This window comes from Alcaligenes sp., from assembly GCF_050255915.1.
GTDB lineage: Bacteria > Pseudomonadota > Gammaproteobacteria > Burkholderiales > Burkholderiaceae_B > Alcaligenes > Alcaligenes aquatilis.
In genome coordinates this window covers 62,693-85,409 of the sequence record NZ_JBFWIQ010000003.1, presented here as the reverse complement: position 1 = coordinate 85,409, position 22,717 = coordinate 62,693, and the positions used below count along the sequence as shown (strand labels likewise).

22 protein-coding genes are annotated in these 22,717 nt (G+C 55.9%); 4 read left to right on the top strand and 18 right to left on the bottom strand.

What is annotated here, in order from left to right:
* Nucleotides 1–33: 33 nt before the first annotated feature.
* Complete coding sequence (locus tag AB7E06_RS04475; RefSeq protein ID WP_094196920.1) at nucleotides 34–1,038, top strand: bile acid:sodium symporter family protein; 1,005 nt, start codon at nucleotides 34–36, stop codon at nucleotides 1,036–1,038.
* A 151-nt stretch (nucleotides 1,039–1,189) separates the two neighbouring features.
* Here AB7E06_RS04475 and AB7E06_RS04470 read toward each other — a convergent pair whose 3' ends face one another.
* The 11 genes from AB7E06_RS04470 to leuC all read right to left on the bottom strand — a co-directional run bounded on the left by AB7E06_RS04470 (nucleotide 1,190) and on the right by leuC (nucleotide 12,774).
* The gene (locus AB7E06_RS04470; protein WP_427955363.1) at nucleotides 1,190–1,672 is read right to left on the bottom strand and encodes a type 6 secretion system effector deamidase TecA; all 483 of its coding nucleotides are present in this window, start codon (nucleotides 1,670–1,672) and stop codon (nucleotides 1,190–1,192) included.
* Nucleotides 1,673–1,995: 323 nt separating this feature from the next.
* Nucleotides 1,996–2,811, bottom strand: a complete 816-nt coding sequence (locus AB7E06_RS04465; protein WP_094196921.1) for a TlpA disulfide reductase family protein — start codon at nucleotides 2,809–2,811, stop codon at nucleotides 1,996–1,998.
* Between the two features lie 97 nt (nucleotides 2,812–2,908).
* Nucleotides 2,909–3,571: a phosphoribosylanthranilate isomerase gene (locus AB7E06_RS04460; RefSeq protein WP_094196922.1), complete on the bottom strand. Its 663-nt coding sequence runs from the start codon at nucleotides 3,569–3,571 to the stop codon at nucleotides 2,909–2,911.
* Nucleotides 3,572–3,630: 59 nt separating this feature from the next.
* Nucleotides 3,631–5,304 carry a TRAP transporter large permease gene (locus AB7E06_RS04455; RefSeq protein ID WP_094196923.1) on the bottom strand — a complete coding sequence of 558 codons (1,674 nt, stop codon included), beginning with the start codon at nucleotides 5,302–5,304 and terminating at the stop codon, nucleotides 3,631–3,633.
* 2 nt (nucleotides 5,305–5,306) lie between these two features.
* Nucleotides 5,307–5,924: a TRAP transporter small permease subunit gene (locus AB7E06_RS04450; RefSeq protein ID WP_094196924.1), complete on the bottom strand. Its 618-nt coding sequence runs from the start codon at nucleotides 5,922–5,924 to the stop codon at nucleotides 5,307–5,309.
* Between the two features lie 172 nt (nucleotides 5,925–6,096).
* Complete coding sequence (truA, locus tag AB7E06_RS04445; protein ID WP_427955357.1) at nucleotides 6,097–6,924, bottom strand: tRNA pseudouridine(38-40) synthase TruA; 828 nt, start codon at nucleotides 6,922–6,924, stop codon at nucleotides 6,097–6,099.
* A gap of 12 nt (nucleotides 6,925–6,936) precedes the next feature.
* Nucleotides 6,937–8,343 carry a FimV/HubP family polar landmark protein gene (locus AB7E06_RS04440; RefSeq protein ID WP_346548385.1) on the bottom strand — a complete coding sequence of 469 codons (1,407 nt, stop codon included), beginning with the start codon at nucleotides 8,341–8,343 and terminating at the stop codon, nucleotides 6,937–6,939.
* 2 nt (nucleotides 8,344–8,345) lie between these two features.
* Nucleotides 8,346–9,470 carry an aspartate-semialdehyde dehydrogenase gene (asd, locus tag AB7E06_RS04435; protein WP_427955353.1) on the bottom strand — a complete coding sequence of 375 codons (1,125 nt, stop codon included), beginning with the start codon at nucleotides 9,468–9,470 and terminating at the stop codon, nucleotides 8,346–8,348.
* 45 nt (nucleotides 9,471–9,515) lie between these two features.
* The gene (leuB, locus tag AB7E06_RS04430) at nucleotides 9,516–10,592 is read right to left on the bottom strand and encodes a 3-isopropylmalate dehydrogenase (protein WP_094196928.1); all 1,077 of its coding nucleotides are present in this window, start codon (nucleotides 10,590–10,592) and stop codon (nucleotides 9,516–9,518) included.
* A 120-nt stretch (nucleotides 10,593–10,712) separates the two neighbouring features.
* Nucleotides 10,713–11,357: a 3-isopropylmalate dehydratase small subunit gene (gene leuD / locus AB7E06_RS04425; protein WP_230017937.1), complete on the bottom strand. Its 645-nt coding sequence runs from the start codon at nucleotides 11,355–11,357 to the stop codon at nucleotides 10,713–10,715.
* Between the two features lie 13 nt (nucleotides 11,358–11,370).
* On the bottom strand, nucleotides 11,371–12,774 hold the full coding sequence (gene leuC / locus AB7E06_RS04420; RefSeq protein WP_094196930.1) for a 3-isopropylmalate dehydratase large subunit: 1,404 nt from the start codon (nucleotides 12,772–12,774) through the stop codon (nucleotides 11,371–11,373).
* Nucleotides 12,775–13,168: 394 nt separating this feature from the next.
* Between leuC and AB7E06_RS04415 the strand changes: the two genes are divergently transcribed.
* Complete coding sequence (locus tag AB7E06_RS04415; RefSeq protein ID WP_108727574.1) at nucleotides 13,169–13,600, top strand: carboxymuconolactone decarboxylase family protein; 432 nt, start codon at nucleotides 13,169–13,171, stop codon at nucleotides 13,598–13,600.
* A 207-nt stretch (nucleotides 13,601–13,807) separates the two neighbouring features.
* Here the strand turns inward: AB7E06_RS04415 and AB7E06_RS04410 are convergent, their stop codons facing one another.
* From AB7E06_RS04410 to AB7E06_RS04380, 7 genes are all read right to left on the bottom strand, one after another.
* Entirely contained in the window at nucleotides 13,808–14,308 is a 501-nt protein-coding gene (locus AB7E06_RS04410) for a GlcG/HbpS family heme-binding protein (protein ID WP_238988658.1), read from the bottom strand.
* A 94-nt stretch (nucleotides 14,309–14,402) separates the two neighbouring features.
* The gene (locus AB7E06_RS04405; protein WP_427955348.1) at nucleotides 14,403–15,041 is read right to left on the bottom strand and encodes a response regulator transcription factor; all 639 of its coding nucleotides are present in this window, start codon (nucleotides 15,039–15,041) and stop codon (nucleotides 14,403–14,405) included.
* Entirely contained in the window at nucleotides 15,038–16,504 is a 1,467-nt protein-coding gene (locus AB7E06_RS04400) for a sensor histidine kinase (protein WP_108727576.1), read from the bottom strand. Before AB7E06_RS04400 ends, AB7E06_RS04405 begins: the two co-directional genes overlap by 4 nt.
* Nucleotides 16,505–16,884: 380 nt before the next feature.
* The gene (locus AB7E06_RS04395) at nucleotides 16,885–17,712 is read right to left on the bottom strand and encodes a M48 family metallopeptidase (protein WP_094196934.1); all 828 of its coding nucleotides are present in this window, start codon (nucleotides 17,710–17,712) and stop codon (nucleotides 16,885–16,887) included.
* 66 nt (nucleotides 17,713–17,778) lie between these two features.
* Nucleotides 17,779–18,840: a chorismate synthase gene (gene aroC / locus AB7E06_RS04390; protein ID WP_094196935.1), complete on the bottom strand. Its 1,062-nt coding sequence runs from the start codon at nucleotides 18,838–18,840 to the stop codon at nucleotides 17,779–17,781.
* 99 nt (nucleotides 18,841–18,939) lie between these two features.
* A complete protein-coding gene (locus tag AB7E06_RS04385; RefSeq protein WP_427955343.1) occupies nucleotides 18,940–20,406 on the bottom strand; it encodes a protein adenylyltransferase SelO in 1,467 nt (488 codons plus the stop codon).
* 10 nt (nucleotides 20,407–20,416) lie between these two features.
* Nucleotides 20,417–20,827, bottom strand: a complete 411-nt coding sequence (locus AB7E06_RS04380) for a DUF2069 domain-containing protein (protein ID WP_094196937.1) — start codon at nucleotides 20,825–20,827, stop codon at nucleotides 20,417–20,419.
* A gap of 80 nt (nucleotides 20,828–20,907) precedes the next feature.
* Between AB7E06_RS04380 and AB7E06_RS04375 the strand changes: the two genes are divergently transcribed.
* Complete coding sequence (locus AB7E06_RS04375; RefSeq protein WP_230017934.1) at nucleotides 20,908–22,263, top strand: YihY family inner membrane protein; 1,356 nt, start codon at nucleotides 20,908–20,910, stop codon at nucleotides 22,261–22,263.
* The gene (locus AB7E06_RS04370; protein WP_094196939.1) at nucleotides 22,247–22,708 is read left to right on the top strand and encodes a CBS domain-containing protein; all 462 of its coding nucleotides are present in this window, start codon (nucleotides 22,247–22,249) and stop codon (nucleotides 22,706–22,708) included. The genes AB7E06_RS04375 and AB7E06_RS04370 overlap by 17 nt, the downstream gene beginning before the upstream one ends.
* The last annotated feature ends 9 nt before the right edge of the window (nucleotides 22,709–22,717 follow it).

Below are 22,717 nucleotides of genomic sequence, written 5' to 3'. Positions count from 1 at the left end.
ATAACACAAGCCTTTCAAGCCTCTAACAAATCCATGCTCTCTCAACTACGACTGCTTTTTGACAACTTCACCCTGATTCTGATCAGCGTGGTGGCACTGGCAAGTTTCTTTCCCGCCTACGGCCAAGGTGCGGTGATCTTCGATGTGATCACTGGTCTGGCCATTGCCCTACTGTTCTTCATGCACGGCGCCAAGCTGTCCCGCGAAGCCATCATTGCCGGAGCAACCCACTGGCGTTTGCACTTGCTGGTCTTTGGCTGCACGTTTGTCATATTTCCGCTGCTGGGTCTGCTGTCCAAGCCCATCTTGCTGCCATTGCTGGGCATGCCTTTGTTTGTGGGCATTCTGTACATGTGTGCCCTGCCTGGCACCGTGCAATCGGCCATTGCCTTTACCTCCATTGCTCGTGGCAACGTACCTGCTGCCATTTGTAGCGCATCAGCCTCCAGCCTGATCGGTATTGTGCTCACGCCAGTGTTGCTCAAGCTCTTGCTGGATGCTGATGGTGGCTCGGCCGCCTCGACCTTGGATGCCATCAAAAAGATCAGCCTGCAGTTGTTGCTGCCCTTTGTCGTCGGCCACCTGATGCGCCCCCTGATTGGCAAATGGATGGATCGCAACCGCAAATGGCTGCGCAGCGTCGATCAGTCCTCGATCTTGCTCGTGGTCTACACCGCTTTCAGCGCCTCGGTCATTGGTGGACTGTGGCAGACCGTACCGCCCAAGTCTCTGGCTATTCTGGCTGTGGTCTGCCTGGTCTTGCTGGCCATCATCCTGTTCCTGACCACTTGGCTGGCTCGTAAACTGGGTTTTAATAAAGAAGACGAAATTGCGATTGTCTTCGGTGGCTCCAAGAAAAGTCTGGCAACCGGCGTGCCCATGGCCCAGGTCCTGTTTACCGGTGCTGCGATTGGCCCAGCTCTGCTGCCCATCATGATCTTCCACCAGATTCAATTGATGGCTTGTGCATTCATTGCGAATAAATATGCGCAGCGTCCAGAAACACCAAATGAAAAAGCACAACTGCAACGTGCCTGATCGGAAGGACAAATGAATATGGCCTGGTTTCTTGGAAACCGGGCCATTTTACTGGCTGGAAGCAAAACCCCAACCGGTACGTTGAATAGTTCATCAAGGCAGCTTGATAGGCAGTTTACGAACGCCTTTTCAAGGGCTGGTTTGAGCTTATTTATAGATCCGAAATGTACACAAAAATAGTGGTGCCATCGTACCTGAATGAGCCATCAGGATTCTTTTGATTCAGCACCTTGCGCAAATCAACAGGATGCAGCCACCCTGTCCCCAGCAGACCGCCATTAATCGCTCTGATCTCCGTTCCACCCACCGCAATGGCGGCATGGAAGAACTGCATGCCTGCGACTCGACAGAATCCAATAGCCTTGCCTCCGGGCAAAGAGCTTTGCCCATCCCACTTCCTACCTTTTGAAAAATTAAATAAAGGCAGCCAGTTCTGGGCAGATATGGACGTTAATTGTTCATAACTAATTTTGGCGTTATACAAATAACGCATATACGCTGCGGCGTCATAGCAAACGCCTTTCATATATGCCGTAATATCATCCGGACCATGAATAAGATATCTGTCTGCATAAATGATTCTATCGGGCGCTGAGAGTTTGGCGGTTTTCGTGCCTTTATCTGTCAAATTCATGGCTAAACCCTTATAAACAGATGAGAAACCTCGGCACATAGTAGCAGCAAATACTAATTTACATTCTTAAGGAGGTACTATTTACCGATTGAATTAAACAATCAACATCCAGCACTACGCCTAACTAATAGATTAATTAAAAAAGTTAGATAATTTTATAAAAATAATTAAAAACCAAACTAGCAAACAATTAACAAGTAAATCATTCCTAACAAGCGTCTCCATAAACTTGTATTTTCCATCCAAACAAAAAGAGCGCTGAAGCACGCTACTGCTCCAACGCCCTGCTCAACACGCGCCAAACAACGCTACATCCAAACTGCTCACTTCAACTTATTGATCTTGTCGTTCAAGGTTGCTGCCGATAACTCCCCTGCCCGCACATCCACCAAACGGCCCTGCTCGTCCAGGAACAAGGTGGTTGGCAAGCCTCGGCTACGTACGGCCTGGCCCAGTTTCATTTGTGGGTCACGCCACATATTGCCCAGCTCCAGGTTCTCGTCCATCAGGTACTTCTGGATTTCACCCAGTTCCTCACCCTGATTCGCAAACACAATATTGACATCCGAACGGCTGGACTGCACCTGCTTGAAAGCCGGCATTTCTCGACGACAAGGAGGACACCAACTGGCCCACAGATTGACGACCGTCACCTTCCCCTGATATTGATCCAGGCTCTGCGGCGCGCTGAAATCAGCCTGCATGGGGATCAGGTCTATTTCGGGCAATGGCATGGTCGGCTCTACACCGCCTCGGCCGACTGCCACCATGATCAAAGAAAAAGCGGCTACACCCACGGCCAGGCCGCCGGACACGGCTGGCAGCATCGCCTTATCACGCAGCACACGCCACAGCACATAAAACCAGCCTGCCGTCACAGCGGCAGGGATCATCAGGCCACCGTCACGCAGATCCAGCCAGTGCAATGGCTCGCTTTGGTAGAACTCCCACTGCTGAATCAGAAAGCCCAAACGTCCAACCAGCACGCCCAAAATAATCGCCCGCCACAAGACCGATTCGGCCCGGGTCTGCCTGCGTCTATCCAGCCAGGCGGCCAGAAACAACCCCAGTAATGCCGCGACCATAAAAGCAAACAAAGAGGTGGCAAAGGTAAAGGGGCCGAGCTGTATGCTTTGCATAAACATCAATCCTGACAAGACCAAGTAAAAAGAGACCCGCCATAAGCGGGTCGGGGCAATAAAGACAGACAGCGGCGCGGCTAAAAGATTCCCTGAGTCAGGAGGCCTTGCCCAAGATCTGCATGAATTGACCCATTTTCGTGTGGCACTTGATACCGGGTTCCAACTCTACCCCACTGCTGACATCGATGGCATACGGGCGGTGCAAGGCCACTCGCTCAGCCACATTGTCAATACGCATCCCTCCGGCCAGAACCAAGGGAGGAAGGCCATCCTGGTCTTGCAGACGTGCTTGCAAACCTTGAATCAGTTCGGGATCAAAGGCCGTGCCGGTACCACCGTAGGCATCGTGATAACCATCCATCAACCAGGCGCGTGCATCGCGATAATTCAGGCACTGTTCCAGCAAACCGTCCACTGTATCCAGACCGGGCGCGCCCACCCGAAAAGCCTTGATATAGGGATGTGCGTAGCGCCGGCACTCTTGCGGGCTTTCTTCACCGTGAAATTGCAGCAAATCGGGTTGTACCTGTTCCAGAATTTCCCGCACAACGTTCTCGGAGGCATTCACGAACAGGCTGACCACCTGCACAAACGCCGGCACACGGGCGCGCAAGGAGACAGCGTGCTCCGTGCTTAACATGCGAGCACTTTTCGGGTAGAAAACAAACCCCACTGCATCTGCGCCCAACTGCACGGCAGCATCGATATCCTGCGCTCGGGTAAAGCCACAAATCTTGACTCGGGTACGGCTGAACATCGCACATCCTCGAATAAAAAACGGGGGCCAGATGCCCCCGTGTGAATCATAACGCGTCCTTACTGGAAACTGCTGGCGGCATCATCCATTCCAAATCCATAGCTGTCAGAACCATAGGTCGATTCTGTACCGAACTGAATTTGTGAATCATCCAGCAAAACTTCGCCATGCTTGTAATGTGTGACTAAGCCGGGGAAGGTCAAAACAGCAGCCACCATCAACAATTGAATGATAATAAACGGCACTGAGCCCCAATAAATATCAGTCGTCGACACACGCTTGATACGCTCGCCCGTCACCTTGTCGGTATAGTCATCTTTGGGGGCCACCGAGCGCAGGAAAAACAACGCGAAGCCAAAAGGCGGGTGCATGAAGGAGGTCTGCATATTGACCGCCAACAAAACACCGAACCAGATCAGGTCAATGCCCATCTTGTCAGCAATTGGCCCGAGCAGCGGCACAATAATAAAGGCCAGCTCGAAAAAGTCGAGAAAGAAAGCCAGCAGGAAGGTCAGAATACTGACAATGATCAGGAAGCCCCATTCCCCACCGGGCATGTCGATCAAGAGGTGCTCGACCCACAGGTCACCATTGATGCCGCGAAAGCTCAGACTAAAGACGGTCGAACCCACCAGAATGAAGACCACAAAGCACGATAGGCGGGTCGTCGATTCCATGGCCTGACGCAGCAGCTTCCAGGATAAGCGGCCACGCGTAACGGCCATGATGATGGCCCCCACCGCCCCCATCGCCCCGCCCTCGGTGGGGGTAGCCACACCAATAAAGATGGTGCCCAACACCAGGAAGATCAGGAACAGCGGTGGCACCATCACGAAAATCACGCGCTCGGCGATTTTGGACAGCATGTTCAGCTTGAGCAACTTGTTGATCAGCGCGATCACCCAGGCCGTTACCCCCCACAACAGCATCAGCACGACGATGTGCTCGTCCATGGGGATATTGGGGTGAGTGGCAAAATAGTGCTGCGAACCAAAGTAGGCCACGGCCGATGCCACAATGCTCAAGACGATCAGCGAGGTCAAACCACGGCTGCCATTAGGCTCCACATACACACGGGCCTCAGGCGGCAAGGCAGGAGCCGACTTGGGCTTGATGTAGGACATCACCACAATGTACAGAACATAGGTCGCCACCAACAGCAGACCGGGCAGCATGGCACCTCGGTACATATCACCGATGGAGCGCCCCAGTTGGTCAGCCAGAATAATCAGTACGATGGAAGGCGGGATGATTTGCGACAGCGTGCCCGAGGCTGCAATCACCCCTGTGGCTAACTTGCGGTCATAGCCATAGCGCAACATGATGGGCAAAGAGATCAAGCCCATGGAGATCACGGAGGCCGACACCACACCCGTCGTAGCAGCCAACATGGCACCGACCAGCACCACGGCAATGGCCAGACCACCACGCAAAGGACCAAATAGCTGACCAATGGTATCGAGCAGATCCTCCGCCATCCCTGAGCGCTCTAAGATCAGCCCCATTAAGGTAAAGAAGGGAACCGCCAGCAAGGTATCGTTCTCGACAATACCAAATACCCGTTGAGGCAAGGCCTGGAATAAGGCCGGCTGCATCATGTCCAGTTCAATGGCGACCAGACCATATAAAATCCCGATTGCCGACAAGGTGAAGGTAACGGGAAAACCCAATAGCAAAAACACGATCAGGTTAAAGAACATGATCGGAGCCAGATTATCAACCAGAAATTCCATTGTTACTGGCCCTTAGAAACAGAGGTTGTTGCTTCGTTTGCCTGGGCAATCTGACGAATTTCCTGGGCAAGTTCTTCTTCTGCGCTCAGCCCACCATTCCTTAATAAGGGGTTGGGACAGACACCGCGCAAAAAGCCTATGCATTTGATCAGGTGGGACACACCGGCCAAAGCCAATAAGGCAAAACCAATGGGGATCAGTAACTTGACAGGCCAACGCACCAGCCCACCCGTATTGGAGGACTGCTCGTTCAGCACATAGGACTGCTCAAAAAACGGAATAGAGAGCCAAAAAATCAGCAAGGTTGCGGGCAGAAGGAAAAAGATCACGCCAATAATATCGATCCAGACCTGAACACGCGGCGGAAAACGTTCCGCTAACGCATCCACCCGTACATGTTCATTCACAAAGAAGGTATAACCGGCCGCCAGCAAGAAAATGGCACCGAACAAATACCACTGCAATTCCAGCCACTGATTGGAGCTGATGCCATACACCTTGCGAACGATGGCGTTAATAGCACTGACCAACACCACGATCAGGGTTAGCCAGGTCACGGACTTACCAACGACCGTATTCAGACGGTCGATCAAACTAGACAATCGTAAGAAAAATTTCATGGCCTTGCTCAGGATATGGTCGCCTTCTGGATTCGCTTGTGGCTCATGCTCGAAGGTGGTCGGCCTTATACAGATAAGAATGTAAGAAACAAAATGGCTTCACATTTTATACGATTCAAGCATGTGAAGCCGGTTCGAATACCGGGGATAAACCCTTTAGACACGGGCTAAATCATGATTTTTCTGAGACCGTTTCAGCAAATCGCAAGCCACTTAATTCATAGAGCAAATCGTAGGGATTGCGGGTAGGAATATCAAACTGCTGGGGGTAATCTACCCCGGCCAGATACAGACCACTGGCATCGAACGTCGGAGCCGATAAGCGGCGATCGCGCTGCGCCAATAAATGCAAAACCCAATCTGGCGGCTGTCGGCCTTGGCCGATATAAATCAGCATACCCATCAGGTTGCGAATCATGTGATGCAAAAAAGCATTGGCGCTGAAACGGAACAGGAAAAAATCGCCCTGCTGCTCGATATGAATGTGCGACATGGTACGCACCGGGCTGGCCGCCTGACATTGCGAGGAACGAAATGCACTGAAGTCGTGCTCGCCCACCAGATGCCGGGCGGCCTCTTGCATCAGGGCCAGGTCCAAAGGACGAAAAACCCAGGCCACTCGGCCATGCAATAAGGGGGAACGCACCCGGTGCTGACGCAGCAGATACACGTAGTGACGACCTTGGGCCGAGAAGCGTGCATGAAATTCATCCGGCACTTCGCGTGCCCATTGCACGGCAATGGAATTCGGCAGCAAGGCGTTCAAGCCGCGCACCCACGACTCCAGGCTGCGCTCGGCAGCCGTGTCCAGATGAACTACTTGATTGAGGGCATGAACGCCGGTGTCGGTGCGACCGGCGCAGATCGTAGAGACAGGCTGGGCCGTAAAACGGCGCAGTGCCTGCTCCAGAACATCTTGAACGGTGTTGCCACCGGCCTGACTTTGCCAACCCAGCCAGGGCGTCCCTTCATAGCAGACACCCAATGCAATACGTCTCATGGTGGGTTTGCCTTACTGACGAACGGGAGGCTCGTCCGAAGGCGGCTGATCCAGGTCCAGATTGATTTTTTCCAGTTTTTCCCGAACCATCGCTTCGCTAACGGGTGCGGGCGAGTCATCGCCATGGCGATTTTCGGTATTGGCACGGCGCAACACCCAGGTCACCAGGACCACAATTAACGCCAGTACTACGGCCATCACGGCCAACATATGTTCTTGAATCCAGGACACGGTCTTTTTTGCCTTGTTAACTGCACCGGCCATCTTGCCCTGCTCGGGCTCAGATGGTGCGGAAATCGCTCCTGCCACGGCGGCAGAAGAAGCGGCGCCCGAAGCGCCAGAATGCGTGTTGCCCGTAGCAGCATCGCTACCGGCATCCCCCAGACCCAGCTCTTGCGCCGAATCCAGGATTAAATCTTTAGCGGCCTCGCCTTGGGACTGCAAGGCACGGCCCAGGGTGGAGACATTCTCTTCCAGTTGCGAGACACGGTCGCCCGTCTCGCGCAGTTGATGCTGCAATTGCTGCTTGGCGTCACGGGCTTGCGTCCCTGCCGACAAGAGCAAACGATCCTGGCCTTGCGCCTGAGCTCCCGGCTCGCCTGAACCCGTTTGCGCCACACCCTGGGAGGCATCAGCCTGATCCTGGCCCTCCTGCGCCGCAGAGCGCAACGCTTGGGCCTGATCGACATAGAGGCGACGAGCTTGAGCATCGTCTATGGACAACATCGCCGCCACATCGGGAATCTGTAAGGTTTGGCCCGCCTTTAGGCGGTGCATATTCTGCTTGATGAACGCATTCGGATTCTGCTTATGAACCGCCATCATCCACTGATAGGCACTGACACCATCCACGGCATGGCGACGCGCCAAGGCATGCAAGGTATCGCCGGATTTCACGCGTACCGCGCTTTGTGCCTTCACATTGGATGGAGTGGTCGAACCGGAAACCTGCACAGACACCGGCGCCTGATGGCCTGCCTGTGTTTGAGTCACCGCTTTGACAGCCACCGGAGCCGGAGCCAGCACGCTGACCTGATGCAGGAACTGTCCGCTATCACTTTGAATCTGCAAGAGCACATCGGCCACAGAACCGGAGAACATCTGCTCGGAAGAGAGCCGAATGCGTCGTACTTGCCCTTGCTCGTCACGCTCGATCACGGTCTTCAGGGAATTCAGATCAACCGGAGGGGTCAAGCCAGCCTGCTGCCAGACCGACAAGGGAGCAGGTGCCACTTTCAGAGACAGGCTTTCTTCCGGACTGATCTGTCGAATACCCACATCCAGCTTGAAAACCTGATTGGGAGCCGACACCAAACGACTATGGCCAATCTCCAAAGCGCAAACCGGTGCGGCCGCCAGCATCCCGGCCACTAGCAGGGCCGAACCCAGCGTACGTACGGGATGAAGGCGGCCAACCATGATTAGAGCTCGCCCAAAGCAATACGCAACATGCGGCGCAGCGGTTCAGCTGCGCCCCACAGCAACTGGTCGCCAACCGTGAAGGCGCTCAGGTACTCGGGACCCATGTTCAGCTTGCGCAGACGCCCCACAGGGATATCCAGCGTGCCAGTCACGGCAACCGGAGTCAGCGAATCTACCGTGGCTTGACGCTCGTTAGGAATGACTTTGGCCCACTTGGAACCTTCAGCCAGGATATCGGTGATCTCGTCCAGCGGTACATCACGAGTCAGCTTGATGGTCAGAGCCTGGCTGTGGCAACGCATGGCACCGATACGCACGCACAGACCGTCGATAGGAATATGCTTGTCCTGCGCACCACGGCCCAGGATCTTGTTGGTTTCCACGCCGCCTTTCCACTCTTCACGCGTCATGCCATTGCCCAGGTCAGAGTCGATCCAGGGGATCAGACTGCCGCCCAGCGGAACGCCGAAGTTTTTCTGCGGCAGATTGGAATCGCGCTGTGTCTGCAAGACACCACGGTCGATATCCAGAATGGCCGATGCAGGATCGTCCAGCAGGCTGGAGACGGACTGATTGATCAGACCGAACTGAGTCAGCAGTTCGCGCATGTGCTGTGCACCACCGCCCGACGCCGCCTGATACGTCATGCTGGTCATCCACTCAACCAGATTCTGGTTAAACAGACCGCCCAGACCCATCAGCATGCAGCTGACCGTACAGTTACCGCCGATGAATTGCTTGCCACCGTTGGCCAGCGCCGCATCAATCACAGGACGATTGATCGGGTCCAGCACAATCACGGAGTTTTCATCCATGCGCAGCGTGCTGGCCGCGTCAATCCACAAACCATTCCAGCCGGCGGCACGCAGCTTGGGGTAGATCTGGCTTGTGTAATCTCCACCCTGGGCGGTCACAATAATGGGCAGCTTTTTCAAAGCGTCAATATCGTGGGCGTCCTGCAAAGGGCCAGCGCCGTCAGCCCACGAGGGAGCTGCGCCGCCAGCATTGCTAGTCGAGAAAAACACCGGCTGAAAAAGGGAAAAATCGCCTTCGTCGCGCATGCGCTGCATGAGCACGGAGCCCACCATCCCACGCCAGCCGACCAAACCTACCGCTTGAGTCATAGTAGTACCACCTGGATATATAAAAAAATAAAACGATAGAAGATACTATCGCAAAGCCTTGAGCACTGCATCCCCCATAGCACTGGTGCTCAGCAATTGACAACCGTCTTCGTAGATGTCGCCGGTACGCAAACCTTGTTCGAGCACGCTGGCAACCGCTGCTTCGATACGTTTGGCCTGGTCTTCTGCATTGAGCGAGTAGCGCAGCAACATGGCAGCGGACAAAATGGTGGCCAAAGGATTGGCTTTGTCCTGACCGGCGATATCGGGTGCCGAGCCATGGCTGGGTTCGTACAAACCTTGCTGGGATGCGTTCAGAGATGCCGAGGGCAACATGCCGATGGAGCCTGTCAACATGGCCGCTTCATCCGATAGGATATCGCCAAACAGGTTGCCTGTGACAATCACGTCGAATTCTTTTGGTGCGCGCACCAATTGCATGGCGGCATTGTCCACGTACATGTGGCTCAATTCCACGTCCGGATACTCACGGGCCACATCAATCATGATGTCGCGCCAGAACTGGGATGTTTCCAGCACATTGGACTTGTCCACGCTGCACAAACGCTTTTGACGTTTTTGTGCGGCCTGGAAACCCACGTGGGCAATACGGCGCACTTCGCTTTCGGCATAGTGCATGGTGTCAAAACCCTGACGCTCGCCAGCAAAGTTGCCCTCTTCCACGGTACGCACACCGCGCGGCTGACCGAAGTAGATATCGCCCGTCAGTTCACGCACGATCAGGATATCCAGACCGGATACGACTTCTGGTTTCAGGGTGGAGGCGTTAGCCAGTTGCGGGTACAGAATGGCGGGACGCAGATTGGCGAACAGGCCCATGGCACGACGCAGGCCCAAAATAGCTTGCTCGGGACGCAGGTGGCGCTCCAGCGAATCGTATTTCCAATCACCCACAGCCCCGAACAACACGGCGTCGGAGCGTTGGGCCAGGCTCAGTGTTTCAGGTGGCAGAGGATGGCCGTGCAGGTCGTAAGCGGCGCCGCCCACCGGAGCCACGGTCATTTCCAGATCCATGCCCAGAGCGCCCAGTACGCGCTGAGCCTGTTCGGTAATCTCGGGACCGATGCCGTCACCGGGCAATACTGCGATTTTATGAGTCATGATGAGTAGGACGTAAAAATTAGAGAGTAAGAGTGAAGAGCGCCGGCCCGACGACCGAAGCATCTTGGCCGCCATAGGCAGGCCGCAACAGCGAGGCTTCTACAAGGCCGGCACCCATGTTCAAGGTTGGCCGACCAACCAAGGGTGGCGGGCCAGACGCTCGGCCTCGTACTGACGGATCATGTCCGCTTTCTGTAAGGTCAGACCAATTTCATCCAGGCCATTCAAGAGGCTGTGCTTGCGCGAGGCATCAATGGTGAATGGCAACTCCCGACCTTCAGGTGTGATGACGCGCTGCTCGGCCAGATCAATACGCAGCTTGTAGCCGGGAAAAGCTTTGACCTCATCGAACAGTCGGGCAACATCCAGCTCGTTCAGGACAATAGGCAGCAAGCCGTTCTTGAAGCTGTTGTTAAAGAAAATATCGGCGAAAGACGGCGCAATGATGGCGCGAAAACCATATTGCATCAGCGCCCAGGGTGCGTGCTCGCGGCTGGAGCCACAGCCAAAGTTCTTACGCGCCAACAGCACAGAAGCGCCCTGGTAGCGGTCCTGGTTCAGCACAAAATCCGGGTTCAGCGGACGGCGGGAATTATCCATGCCGGGTTCACCGTGGTCCAGATAGCGCAGTTCGTCAAACAAGTTGGGGCCAAAGCCGGTGCGCTTGATGGATTTGAGGAACTGCTTGGGGATGATCAAGTCCGTATCCACATTCTCCCGATCCAAGGGAGCGACCAGACCTTCATGAGTAGTAAATGCTTGCATGGTGTGGATTTCCTCAGTTGAACGAACGCACGTCGACAAAATGGCCAGCAATAGCGGCGGCAGCCGCCATGGCTGGGCTGACCAGGTGGGTACGACCACCCTGCCCCTGACGTCCTTCAAAGTTACGGTTGGAGGTCGAAGCGCAACGCTCGCCAGGTTCCAGACGGTCGGCGTTCATGGCCAGGCACATGGAGCAGCCGGGCTCACGCCATTCAAAACCGGCATTCAGGAAAATCTTGTCCAGACCTTCTTGCTCGGCCTGACGTTTCACCAGACCGGAGCCAGGAACAATCATGGCTTGCTTGACGTTGGAAGCCACTTTACGACCCTTGGCTACGCTGGCGGCCGCACGCAAGTCTTCAATCCGGGCATTGGTACAGGAGCCAATGAATACGCGATCAATGCGAATATCGGTCAAAGGCATATTGGGCGTCAGGCCCATGTATTCCAGGGCGCGTTCCATGCCGTTGCGGGCAACGTCGTCCTTTTCCTTGTCTGGATCCGGTACGCGGCTGTCGATAGGCAACACCATTTCCGGTGACGTGCCCCAGGTCAACTGAGGGGTGATCTGACTGGCGTCGATACGGATCACGCGGTCAAATTCGGCGCCTTCATCGGTATGCAAGGTGTTCCAGTAGGCCACGGCTTGATCCCACAACACGCCTTTGGGCGAGTAAGGACGGCCACGCAGGTACTGAATGGTCTGTTCGTCCACCGCCACCATGCCCGAACGCGCACCGGCTTCAATCGCCATATTGCACACGGTCATGCGGCCCTCCATGGACAAGGCGCGAATCGCCGAGCCGCCGAACTCAATGGCATAGCCTGTACCACCGGCCGTCCCGATCTGACCGATCACATACAAGATCAGGTCTTTGGCGGTACAGCCAAAAGGCAGCGTGCCGTCCACCTGGATCAGCATGCTTTTGCTTTTCTTCATCAGCAGAGTCTGGGTGGCCAGCGTGTGCTCCACTTCCGATGTGCCGATACCAAAAGCCAAAGCGCCCACGGCTCCGTGCGTGCTGGTGTGGGAGTCACCACAAACCACCGTCATGCCGGGCAAGGTGGCGCCCTGCTCGGGGCCAACAATGTGCACAATGCCCTGACGCACGTCGTTCATGCGGAACTCGGTAATACCGAACTCTTCACAGTTGGCGTCCAGGGTATCAACCTGCAGGCGCGAGATCGGATCTGTAATGCCGTTCTGGCGGGAAGTGGTGGGAACGTTGTGGTCCGCCACAGCCAGGTTGGCACTGATGCGCCACGGCTTGCGGCCAGCCAGTGTCAGACCTTCAAAGGCTTGGGGGCTGGTCACTTCATGCAGCAAGTGGCGATCAATGTAGATCAAACAGGTGCCATCCGCGTCCTGATGCACGACGTGTTCGTCGAACAACTTATCGTATAAAGTTTTTGCCATTGCGCTCTCGCGATTCAGTTAAGACGACAACCCGCACAGAGCAGGCTGCATATAAATTTTTTCTTATTATGACAGGCGCAGTAACTGGGACAAGGACATTCACTATCCTAGTATTAGAACTACCAGGATAGCCAAATAAAGAAAAAGCCTAGCAATCTCAACATGATCGAAGGCCCTACTGGCCCGACAGCGCACGGCCGGCATCCGGTCACCGGGGCACAACTGATATTTACTGATTTCCAGTCATCAATGACTAGGGCATTACTCATGCATAATCGGTCAGTAAAGCACGTGGCCTGGAGGAATAAGCAGGCTGCTAAAAACCGGAAGAATCAAGCATCGCTAAAGAACGGTAGCTTGCTCCCCCCTTGTCTTACTTTCGATTGGATACGCCATGAGTACACTTCGCCTTCCCTACGACACCCTGTCTCCCAAAGCCTATCAAGGTCTGCTGCAAACGAAGCTGGCATTGGACAAAAGCAGCCTAGGTAAAGAGCTGATTGAGCTGGTGAACCTGCGAATTTCACAAATCAATGGCTGCTCCTTCTGCCTGGAGATGCACGCCTCATCCCTACGCAGCTCGGGCGTGGCCAATGCCAAGATAGACAGCCTGGCAGGCTGGCGCGTTAGCACGCACTTTAACGAACGCGAACGTGCGGCCCTGGAATGGACGGAATCGGTGGTGGATATCGCCCACACCCATGCCGCGGACGAGCACTTCGAGCCATTAAAAGCCCATTTCAGTGAGGCAGAGATCTCAGACCTGACTTTTGCGATTGCCTTGATGAGCGCCTTCAATCGTCTCGCCATCAGCATGCGCAGGTAAACGCGAGGAATGATTCTGCAACGGCAAGAAGCAAGATACCTACGCCACAACCCGCTTCAGTCCATCGGTGCCCGATAAATATCGCTGCACTACGTCGAGCTTGAACCGCTCGTCGTACTTCGCCATGTCATAACCCCCGAAAGTTGGAGTAATGTCCAAGCTTCGGGGGTCAATTCAGGGGCGGCTCCCCAGTCTGCAGGAATGCGTTTACTTCAGATCGGCCTTCAGGGTTTCCAGGGCCGCTACAGCGCACGCTTCGTCCAGGTGGCCGCCAGGCGCACCGCCCACGCCGATGGCGCCTATCGTGTCATTGCCGACCTTGACCGGCACGCCGCCGCCCAGCAGCAAAAAACCCTGGATATCACCCAGATTGGCGGCGCCAGCATTTTTCTGCGAACCCTCCAGCATGGCACTGGTCAAGCTACGGGCCGAAGCGGACGTATAGGCCTTGTCGATACTGGCATTGACCGTATGCGAACCGGCCTGATCAGCGCGTTGGAACGCACGCAGCACGCCGGCACGGTCAACCACAGCCGCCGCTACGTTGTAGCCTTTGGCCGAACATTGCTTGACGGTTTCGGCAGCCAGACGATTAGCCAGATCCAGGGAGATGTTTTTTTCGGTCAGCACACCCTGGGCCTGGGCGGCACCAGCGGCGAACAACAAAGCCATCAGAAGGGAAGAGCGCAACATAGCAGTAATCTCCATTTATCAGTTCCGACACCATTGTCGGCATGGAAAAACTATACTTGCGCCGCCCGCACGGGACTATTCGGACGCTTACCCTCGCCTCTACGTAGTTTTACGGAGAGGCACTCACCAAGCTGGCGTAATACCGAATCAGTTGGGCCAGGTTATCGACCTGCAGTTTGGCAAACAGGTTGGCGCGATGCGTTTCAACCGTACGGGGCGACAGCGACAGCGCCCGACCTATCTCCTTATTGGTCAGGCCCTCGACAATCAGCGCCAGCACCTCGCGTTCGCGTTCGGACAAGCTGGTGTAGCGCTCACGCGCCCATTGATCGGCCGCAAGGCGCTCACGGCGGCGCACGTGCTGGCGCACAGCTTGCTGTACCGCGTCCAGCAGAACATCGTCACCGACCGGTTTTTCCAGGAACTCGACGGCGCCCACCTTGAAGGCGCGCCTGCACATGTCTACCGTGCCGTGCCCGGTCAACAGAATGATGGGCTGGTCCACGCCTTGTTCGACCAAAGTATCGAGCAAGGTCAGTCCGCTGATGCCAGGCATGCGCACATCAAGAATCAAGGCCCCGATAGACTGCCGATCGAAAGACTCCAGAAACTGCTGCGGATCCGCCCAGGTCTGCACCCGCAGCCCTACCGTGCCGATCAGCAAGGCCAGACTTTGACGCACGGCGGCGTCATCGTCCAGCAGATGGATCAAGGGCGATAAGCTGGGGCCATTTTCGGTCGGGTTCATGATGATTCTTCGTCCACTCGTTGCAGTTCCAGCGCAAACACGGCCCCTCCCATGGGATCGTTGAACGCTGTCAAACCACCGCCCATGGCCTGAGCCAGGGACTCACTCAGGCTCAAGCCCAGGCCCAGGCCGTCGGAGCGCGTCGTAAAAAAGGGCTCGAACACGCGATCCAGATGCTGCGGGTCGATTCCCGGGCCGTTGTCACGCACGGTCAAGACCACGCGCCCTTGTCGCGGCAGCACCTCGATCCAGATACGCGGATGACTGATCTGGGCGGCGCCCAAGGCGGATACGGCATTATTGAGCAGATTATGAATTATCTGTCCCAGCGCCACGGGCTCGCCGACCACATCGACATCATGTGGAGGAAGACGTTTCTCCAGGGTAATGCCATGCCGTTCCAACTCCGGCATCAGCAAGTGCACAGACTCCTCCAGCACCTGGGTCAAGGACAACGGGTAGCACTGATCAGCCAGCCCGCTTTCACGCAGGCTGTGCCGCAGACGCGTCAGCACGCTGGCCGCCCGCCTGATCTGCTCCACCGAATGTGCCATGGCCTCACGCGCAGGCTCCAGGTCGGGGGGGTCTTCCTGCAGCAGGCGCAGACTGGCTTGGGTATTAGCCAATACGGAGGTCAAAGGCTGGTTCAATTCATGCGCCAGACCCGCGGCCATTTCGCCGAGCGAATTCAAGCGGCCCACCTGCCCGATACGCAGCAGCTCCTGCGCGCGCAAGGTCTGCTCACGTTGCTTGCGCACATAGATGATCAGCGCCACCAGCAAGGCGCTGGCCAGCGCGAACAGCGCCACTTGCCCCCAAGGCAGGTCGGCATAGCTCACGACACGACGCGTGTGCAATTGAAAACGCTGGCTGGGGGAGGCCAAGGTCTTGCCAGACTGAAACACCACAGGCCCGGCATGGTCCAACCCCGGACTGATCACCCATTGTTGATCCTGCCACTCCAGCACCACGCGCACCGGGCTGCCATTACGCCGGAAAGGCCATTCGTCCCAGGCGATGGCGGCATTCAAGTCCAGCAGCACGGCAAAGCTGGCCGGGTGCGCCGCCGCCAGCAGGACATACCGCCCCTGTGCCAGTCGCACGTCCGTCAATACGGCACGCTCGGTCTTCAAGGACTGCAACTGCGCCTGCTGCCACTGAGGATTGGCCCACGCGATATCGCTCTCTTCGCGATAGATCGCCATGACCTGGGGAAACATGGCTTCCAGCGCTCCCAGACGTTCAATGCGCTGCACAGGCGGCTGCAACAGAGCCAGCATCTGCAAAATGGCGTCATGCTGGGCAAGACGCTGACCCAGCAGCCGGTAGGCAATATTGCTTTGCACCGTGAACGCCTCCTGTTGCCGCGCCAGTTCAGCGCGCGTCAACACGGTGGCACCGGCCAAGGACAGGCCGAGCCAGATCAAAAAACCATACAGAAAGGTACGATGGCGCGATCTCATGGGTGCATTTTGAGGATGGGAAGCAATCAGGTAAATAGGCCAACTGGTTGATAAAACCAGGGTTTCCTATATTAAACAATGCCCCTGTCCCGCACCGTTGCGAGCGGTAAGCCCTGGGTCCGCAAGGCCGGCGGCAGCTTCTGCGAGCGCACGTGTCAAGGACCGTCGGCCAAGGGCAGGCCTGCACTGCAAAAACCTAAGGTCAGCCCAATTTTTGCAAGATAATCGATACGGAATAAAGTAAGCCTGCTTAAATCTATCCGGAGTCTATACGGGGACATCTGTTCCCGCTCCATGATGAGAGCGACGCTTGGCAATCCTCAAAAAAGCCTCATCAAGGGCATTCTTCATTTCAAATTCGACTTCAAAAAATCAGCCTTTCACGGCTTAGCCGCCTGCTGATACAAAGGCATGACCCGCTCCGAGATTGCCTGTAAATCTGCAATCCGGGTTGAAGAAGCCGGATGGGTAGACAAAAATTCCGGCTGACTTCTACCCTGCTCCAAGGCTCCCATCTTCTGCCACAAAGTCACTGCCGCACGCGGGTCGTAGCCTGCTCGCGCAGCCAGCTCAACACCAATCAAATCCGCTTCGGACTCATGGGTGCGGCTATTGGGCAACTCAAACATCACTTCGCTAAGCGTACCGCCCAGATCATTCACCGCTTGCACGCCGGTCAGGGCGGACAGGACAGTCAAGCCAAAGGAGGTCGCCATTTTCTGAGAAACCTGCTCACGCGAATGCTCGCGCAAGGCGTGGGCCATTTCATGGCCAATGACGGCTGCCAGTTCCGCGTCCGTGGGTTGAATCCGTTTGATCAAACCACTGAAAACCGCCATCTTGCCACCCGGCATGCACCAGGCATTAACCTCGTCCTCATTGATGACGTGAACTTCCCAGTTCCAGGAGCGGGCGTCCGCCCGGAAAACACCGACTTGGCCAATCAGACGTTGGGCAATGGTTTTGACCCGACGAGTCTGGGACGCGTTCGTATCCAACGCCTTTTTCTGCCGCGCCTGAGACAGCACCTGAGCATAATTCTGGGCGGCCACCTGATTCAGCTCGGCTTCGGACACCAGATTGGAAATGAACTGTTTACGCTCAACCCCCACCGCCCCGCTTTGCGTGGTCTGCACCGAGGCGCAGCCCGTCATGGCCAGTATCAAACCGGCTGCCAAAAAGCGTTTTCCTGTCGCCATACCTTTCATGCTCAGCTCCAAAAAACAAATCTGACAAGAAGATGAAGTGCTAGGCCCCTGCGCAAACCCTCAGGCTCAGACACCGCACTGCGAGCGATGACGCAGGCAATGATCCATCAGCACAATCGCCAACAGGGCTTCGGCAATCGGTGTAGCACGAATGCCCACACAAGGATCGTGGCGACCCAGTGTCTGCACCTCGACCGCTTCGCCCGCACGGTTCACAGAAGGACGCAGGGTGCGAATGCTGGCGGTCGGCTTGATCGCCAGGGAAACCGTCACGGCTTGCCCGGACGAAATACCGCCCAGCACACCACCGGCCTGATTGGTCTTGAAACCGTCCGGATACAGCGCGTCACCGTGCTCCGAGCCTTTTTGCGTGATGCAATCAAAGCCAGCGCCAATGGACACACCTTTGACGGCATTCAACCCCATCATGGCGTGGGCGATATCGGCATCCAGACGGTCGTAAATAGGCTCGCCCCAACCGGCAGGTACGCCTTCGGCCACCACTTCAATACGGGCGCCAATGGATTCACCTTCTTTGCGCAGCTCATCCATATAGGCTTCCAGCTGCGGCACCACGTCCAGATCCGGCGCGTAAAAAGGGTTTTGCTCGACCACATCCCAGCTTTTAAAAGGAATCGCGATAGGACCCAGTTGGCTCATATAGCCGCGAATCTTTACGCCAACGTGCTCGGCTAGCCATTTCTTGGCAATCGCACCGGCTGCGACGGTAGGTGCAGTCAGACGGGCCGAGGAACGACCACCGCCGCGCGGGTCACGGTTCTCGAACTTCTTCCAGTAGGTGTAATCGGCGTGTCCGGGGCGAAAGGTGTCCAGCAAATTGCCGTAATCCTTACTGCGTGCATCGGAATTACGAATCAGCAGGCTAATGGGCGTGCCCGTTGTACGGCCTTCGTAAATGCCGGACAGGATTTCCACCTGATCAGGCTCGCGGCGCTGAGTCACGTGGCGCGAGGTGCCAGGACGGCGGCGATCCAGTTCAAACTGAATATCCTGTTCAGACAGCTCCAGGCCCGGAGGGCAGCCATCAATCACTGCGCCAATCGCTGGACCATGAGATTCGCCGTAATTCGTGACGCGGAAACTTTTACCTAGAGTATTGCCGGACATAGAGAGAGTGAACGCAAAGAAAGGGGGGGAAATAAAAGACAGGCACGATTATGGCATTGTTCCCGAATCCGGACATGTTCTGCATCGCACCGGGTTTTTTTAGGAAGAGCAGCTGACTGCCAGCTCCGCACTGCCCTCAGGTGGCGGCATGGTATAAGCCTCAAAGCCGGCCCGCTCGGTGTAGGGATCGCGCAGCAACATCAGCAAGGTATCGATTTCGCTGGCATCGTCCTTGGCAGCGGCCTGAATGGCCTGCTCGGCCAAGTGGTTACGCAGCACATACAAGGGATTGACGCGATTCATAGCCTCGCGCTGCTCTGGCGTGTCAGAGCCGTCCAGTGTCAGACGTTGGCTATAGGCTTGCCACCAAGCCTGAGCCTGATCTTCAGAACCTTCAAACAGGCTCAGGAAAGCCTCGGGCGCCTTGCTGGCCTGTGCCAGAGCACGGAAGGACAAGGTGAAATCCGCCCCGCTGTTATGCAGTAAGCGCCACCAATCATCGACCAGTTGGGCATCATCAGCCTGCCAGGTACGCAGGCCGAACTTGGCCTGCAAGTTGGCGTGATAGCGATTCAGAAAACTGGCTTCAAAGGTTTGCAGATGCGCTTTGACCGTTTCAACATCTGGCTCCAGCACCATCAAGGCGCTGGCCAGGCGGTACAAGTTCCAATGCACAACCGCAGGCTGCGCGTTCCAGGCATAACGGCCTTGGTTGTCGCTATGATTGCAGACGTGATTCACGCGGAATTGATCCATGAATCCGTACGGGCCGTAGTCAATGGTCAGGCCCAGAATGGACATATTGTCGGTATTCATGACGCCGTGACAAAAACCGACGGTTTGCCAGTCGGCCACCATCTGGGCGCTGCGGTGCGTGACTGCCTGCAAGAAACGGCAGACGCGCTCTTGCTCCGAATCGCCTTCGAGCAGCAGTTCCGGATAAAACTCTCGCAATACGTAGTCCAGCAACTCACGCACACGCGTGGCGTCATTAGCCCAATGCTCGAACGAGCCAAACCGTACAAAGCTGGGGGCAACACGGGTCACAATCGCGCCCGTTTCCACGGTCTCCCGGTACACAGGCGTATCCGAGGTCACCAGGGCCAAGGCCCGGCTGGTGGCAATACCCAAACCGGCCATGGCTTCACTGGCCAGATATTCGCGCACACTGGAACGCAGCACGGCACGGCCATCGCCCATACGGGAGTACGGGGTTTTACCGGCGCCCTTCAACTGCAATTCCTGCGGGCCCGTGGGCGTGTCGATTTGCCCCAGCAAATGTGCGCGGCCATCGCCCAATTGCCCAGCCCAGACACCGAACTGATGACCACTGTATACAGCCGACACCGTCAGGCCACCGGGCAAGGGAGCCTGGCCACTGACCACATCCAGGAACTCCTGCTCACCCAAACGGGAAACATCCAGGCCCAGTTGCGCCGCCAATTCTTTATTGACATGCAGCAAGCGGGCATTGGCCAAGGGTTGCGGCGGAACCGCCGTATGGAAAGCCGATGGCAGATCGGCAAAATGGTGACTGATGGCCAGGCCATCGAACAAGCTGGACATACAGACCCCCTTAGGCCGATTTGGCGGCTTTGGCAGCCTCGGCTTTTTCGGCCTTGCTACGCTGCTTGGCCGCTTTCTTGGCTGGCCAAAGATAGAAAATGGCGCAGAAATAATAAATCAGCGATAAGACAATTTCTGCCATCGCCCAGGGCAACACATCCGCCACCGGGTCAGACCAGGCACGCATGACCCCTTCTGCGAAATACAGCAGAATCATCATGGACGTCCATTGCAGGGTATACAAATTGCCCTTGAGCACGCTGCGCAGCGGCAGCACCAAAGGAATCACTTTCAGCACCAGCCAGGAGCCGCCGGGTTTCAAGGGCGCAAAATGAAGCTCCCAGGCCAGGCACAAAGCAATCAAGGCGACCAAAGCCAGGGCCGCCACTCGATGAAGTATGGGGTTTAAAGGTTCATGCATGCTGTTATTATCACCTGAACCCTGTCGAAAAGCAGCGTCCGCCGCATCAAACCGCTATGAAAAACGACGAGAACTTTCCTATGTCCTCTGAGCAAGCTGAACAAACAGACTTGAATCCAGAAAACATCGACCCTGCTTTGCGGCAGGAGCCCGCGCCCGCCCCCACTGCCAAGCACCATTTTTTAAGTGTGGCGCGCTTTGCCATCAAACGGGTGGCCGAAAAAGATCTGATGAAGGTGGCCTCCAGCCTGACCTACACCACCATTTTGGCCATTGTGCCCATGTTGACGGTGGTGCTGGCCTTGTTCACCGCTTTCCCCCTGTTTCAGGAATTTGAAAGTGCTCTGGAAGGGTTCTTGACCCGCAATCTGATGCCCGAGGTGGTATCAGAGAACATCATGCTGTATCTGAACCAATTTGCTGCCAAAGCCTCCGGCCTGACGGCAGTAGGTAGCTTGTTCCTGATTGTCACGTCCATCATGCTGATCATGACCATTGACGAGACCTTCAACAATATTTTCCAAGTTCATACGCAGCGCCCCCTGGGCCAGCGCCTGCTGGTGTACTGGGCCATTATCTCGCTAGGTCCGATTCTGACCGGTGCCAGCCTGTGGGCCACCACCATTCTGGCGCGGGAGTCCATGGGCTATATCGGCAACCTGTCTGGCATTGTCTCCTTTGCTCTGGCCTATGTGCCTTTCCTGTTTACGACCCTGGGTCTGACGGCGCTGTTTATGTATGTGCCCAACCGCCGCGTGTGGTGGCGTGATGCCCTGATCGGCGGGGTGGTCACTGCCGCCTTGCTGGAGTTGATGAAAGCCGGCTTTGCCTTTTACCTGACTCGCTTTCCCACCTACACGATTATTTACGGTGCCTTTGCCATCCTGCCGATCTTCCTGCTGTGGATTTATATCTCCTGGCTGATCGTCTTGCTAGGCGCTTCCATGGTGGCAATTTTGCCCGATTGGCGTGGACGTAACTGGGTCAAGACCAATGTGCCCGGCATCGCTTTTACCGATGCCGTCAACCTGCTCTATCAGTTGTGGCTGACCCGCCAGAACCAGCAAGGGCTTAGCGTACGTGAACTCAGCCACAAGCTGGAACGCGACCCGGACGAGCTGTACGTCATATTGTGCAAGCTCAAATCCATGGGGCTGATTGCTGACACCCAGCAAGACAGTGACGAGCAATGGGTGCTCAGTTGTGATTTGCGTCAAGTCAGCCTGAAACAACTGACCAACGCATTTTTGCTGGACCGCGCCCATACTCACGAGGGTCCGCTAGAATATGTATTCAATTATCTTTCTCAGTTTTTCGATCAGCGACTATCCAATCTGGAAGAACTGTTTGAGTCGCCGCAAGGCATTCTGACAGGACAACCAGCCATACTAAACGCCGATCCCGGTCAGGAGACCCAGTATGCTAAAAGTCAGTGAAATCCTGCGTGTCAAGGGAGACACGCTTTATACAGGCACCCCCGAAATGACCGTCGAAAAAGCGGTACAGAGCATGAGCGAGCTGGATATTGGTTCGCTGGTGATCATGGAACATGGTCAGTTGGTGGGTATGTTGACCTTTCGCGAGATCATTCGCCACTGGCACGCCCAGGGTAATAAAGCCCAGGGGTTTACCGTGCGCAGCATCATGGATGACGCCCCCGTCAGTGTGACCCCCAACACCAGCGCCGACGAAGTGCAGCGTCTGATGCTGAACAACCATGCACGCTACATGCCCGTAATGGATGGCCCGGTGCTGATGGGGGTTATTTCCTTCTTTGATATGGCGCGCGCCATTGTTCACGCCCAACAGTTCGAGAACAATATGCTCAAAGCCTATATACGCGACTGGCCTACCGATTCCGAGCAGGCCAGCGCGCCCTGATCCACCGAG

What these genes read in the sequence shown, in the direction of transcription:
- AB7E06_RS04385 (WP_427955343.1), bottom strand. Translation starts at nt 20,406, where the DNA reads ATGTCCAGCTTGTTCGATGGCCTGGCCATCAGTCACCATTTTGCCGAT.
- AB7E06_RS04395 (WP_094196934.1), bottom strand. Translation starts at nt 17,712, where the DNA reads ATGAAAGGTATGGCGACAGGAAAACGCTTTTTGGCAGCCGGTTTGATA.
- aroC (WP_094196935.1), bottom strand. Translation starts at nt 18,840, where the DNA reads ATGTCCGGCAATACTCTAGGTAAAAGTTTCCGCGTCACGAATTACGGC.
- asd (WP_427955353.1), bottom strand. Translation starts at nt 9,470, where the DNA reads ATGACTCAAGCGGTAGGTTTGGTCGGCTGGCGTGGGATGGTGGGCTCC.
- AB7E06_RS04405 (WP_427955348.1), bottom strand. Translation starts at nt 15,041, where the DNA reads ATGAACCCGACCGAAAATGGCCCCAGCTTATCGCCCTTGATCCATCTG.
- AB7E06_RS04415 (WP_108727574.1), top strand. Translation starts at nt 13,169, where the DNA reads ATGAGTACACTTCGCCTTCCCTACGACACCCTGTCTCCCAAAGCCTAT.
- AB7E06_RS04380 (WP_094196937.1), bottom strand. Translation starts at nt 20,827, where the DNA reads ATGCATGAACCTTTAAACCCCATACTTCATCGAGTGGCGGCCCTGGCT.
- leuD (WP_230017937.1), bottom strand. Translation starts at nt 11,357, where the DNA reads ATGCAAGCATTTACTACTCATGAAGGTCTGGTCGCTCCCTTGGATCGG.
- AB7E06_RS04440 (WP_346548385.1), bottom strand. Translation starts at nt 8,343, where the DNA reads ATGGTTGGCCGCCTTCATCCCGTACGTACGCTGGGTTCGGCCCTGCTA.
- AB7E06_RS04370 (WP_094196939.1), top strand. Translation starts at nt 22,247, where the DNA reads ATGCTAAAAGTCAGTGAAATCCTGCGTGTCAAGGGAGACACGCTTTAT.
- leuB (WP_094196928.1), bottom strand. Translation starts at nt 10,592, where the DNA reads ATGACTCATAAAATCGCAGTATTGCCCGGTGACGGCATCGGTCCCGAG.
- AB7E06_RS04470 (WP_427955363.1), bottom strand. Translation starts at nt 1,672, where the DNA reads ATGAATTTGACAGATAAAGGCACGAAAACCGCCAAACTCTCAGCGCCC.
- AB7E06_RS04455 (WP_094196923.1), bottom strand. Translation starts at nt 5,304, where the DNA reads ATGGAATTTCTGGTTGATAATCTGGCTCCGATCATGTTCTTTAACCTG.
- AB7E06_RS04465 (WP_094196921.1), bottom strand. Translation starts at nt 2,811, where the DNA reads ATGCAAAGCATACAGCTCGGCCCCTTTACCTTTGCCACCTCTTTGTTT.
- AB7E06_RS04450 (WP_094196924.1), bottom strand. Translation starts at nt 5,924, where the DNA reads ATGAAATTTTTCTTACGATTGTCTAGTTTGATCGACCGTCTGAATACG.
- AB7E06_RS04400 (WP_108727576.1), bottom strand. Translation starts at nt 16,504, where the DNA reads ATGAGATCGCGCCATCGTACCTTTCTGTATGGTTTTTTGATCTGGCTC.
- AB7E06_RS04475 (WP_094196920.1), top strand. Translation starts at nt 34, where the DNA reads ATGCTCTCTCAACTACGACTGCTTTTTGACAACTTCACCCTGATTCTG.
- AB7E06_RS04410 (WP_238988658.1), bottom strand. Translation starts at nt 14,308, where the DNA reads ATGGAGATTACTGCTATGTTGCGCTCTTCCCTTCTGATGGCTTTGTTG.
- AB7E06_RS04375 (WP_230017934.1), top strand. Translation starts at nt 20,908, where the DNA reads ATGTCCTCTGAGCAAGCTGAACAAACAGACTTGAATCCAGAAAACATC.
- AB7E06_RS04460 (WP_094196922.1), bottom strand. Translation starts at nt 3,571, where the DNA reads ATGTTCAGCCGTACCCGAGTCAAGATTTGTGGCTTTACCCGAGCGCAG.
- truA (WP_427955357.1), bottom strand. Translation starts at nt 6,924, where the DNA reads ATGAGACGTATTGCATTGGGTGTCTGCTATGAAGGGACGCCCTGGCTG.
- leuC (WP_094196930.1), bottom strand. Translation starts at nt 12,774, where the DNA reads ATGGCAAAAACTTTATACGATAAGTTGTTCGACGAACACGTCGTGCAT.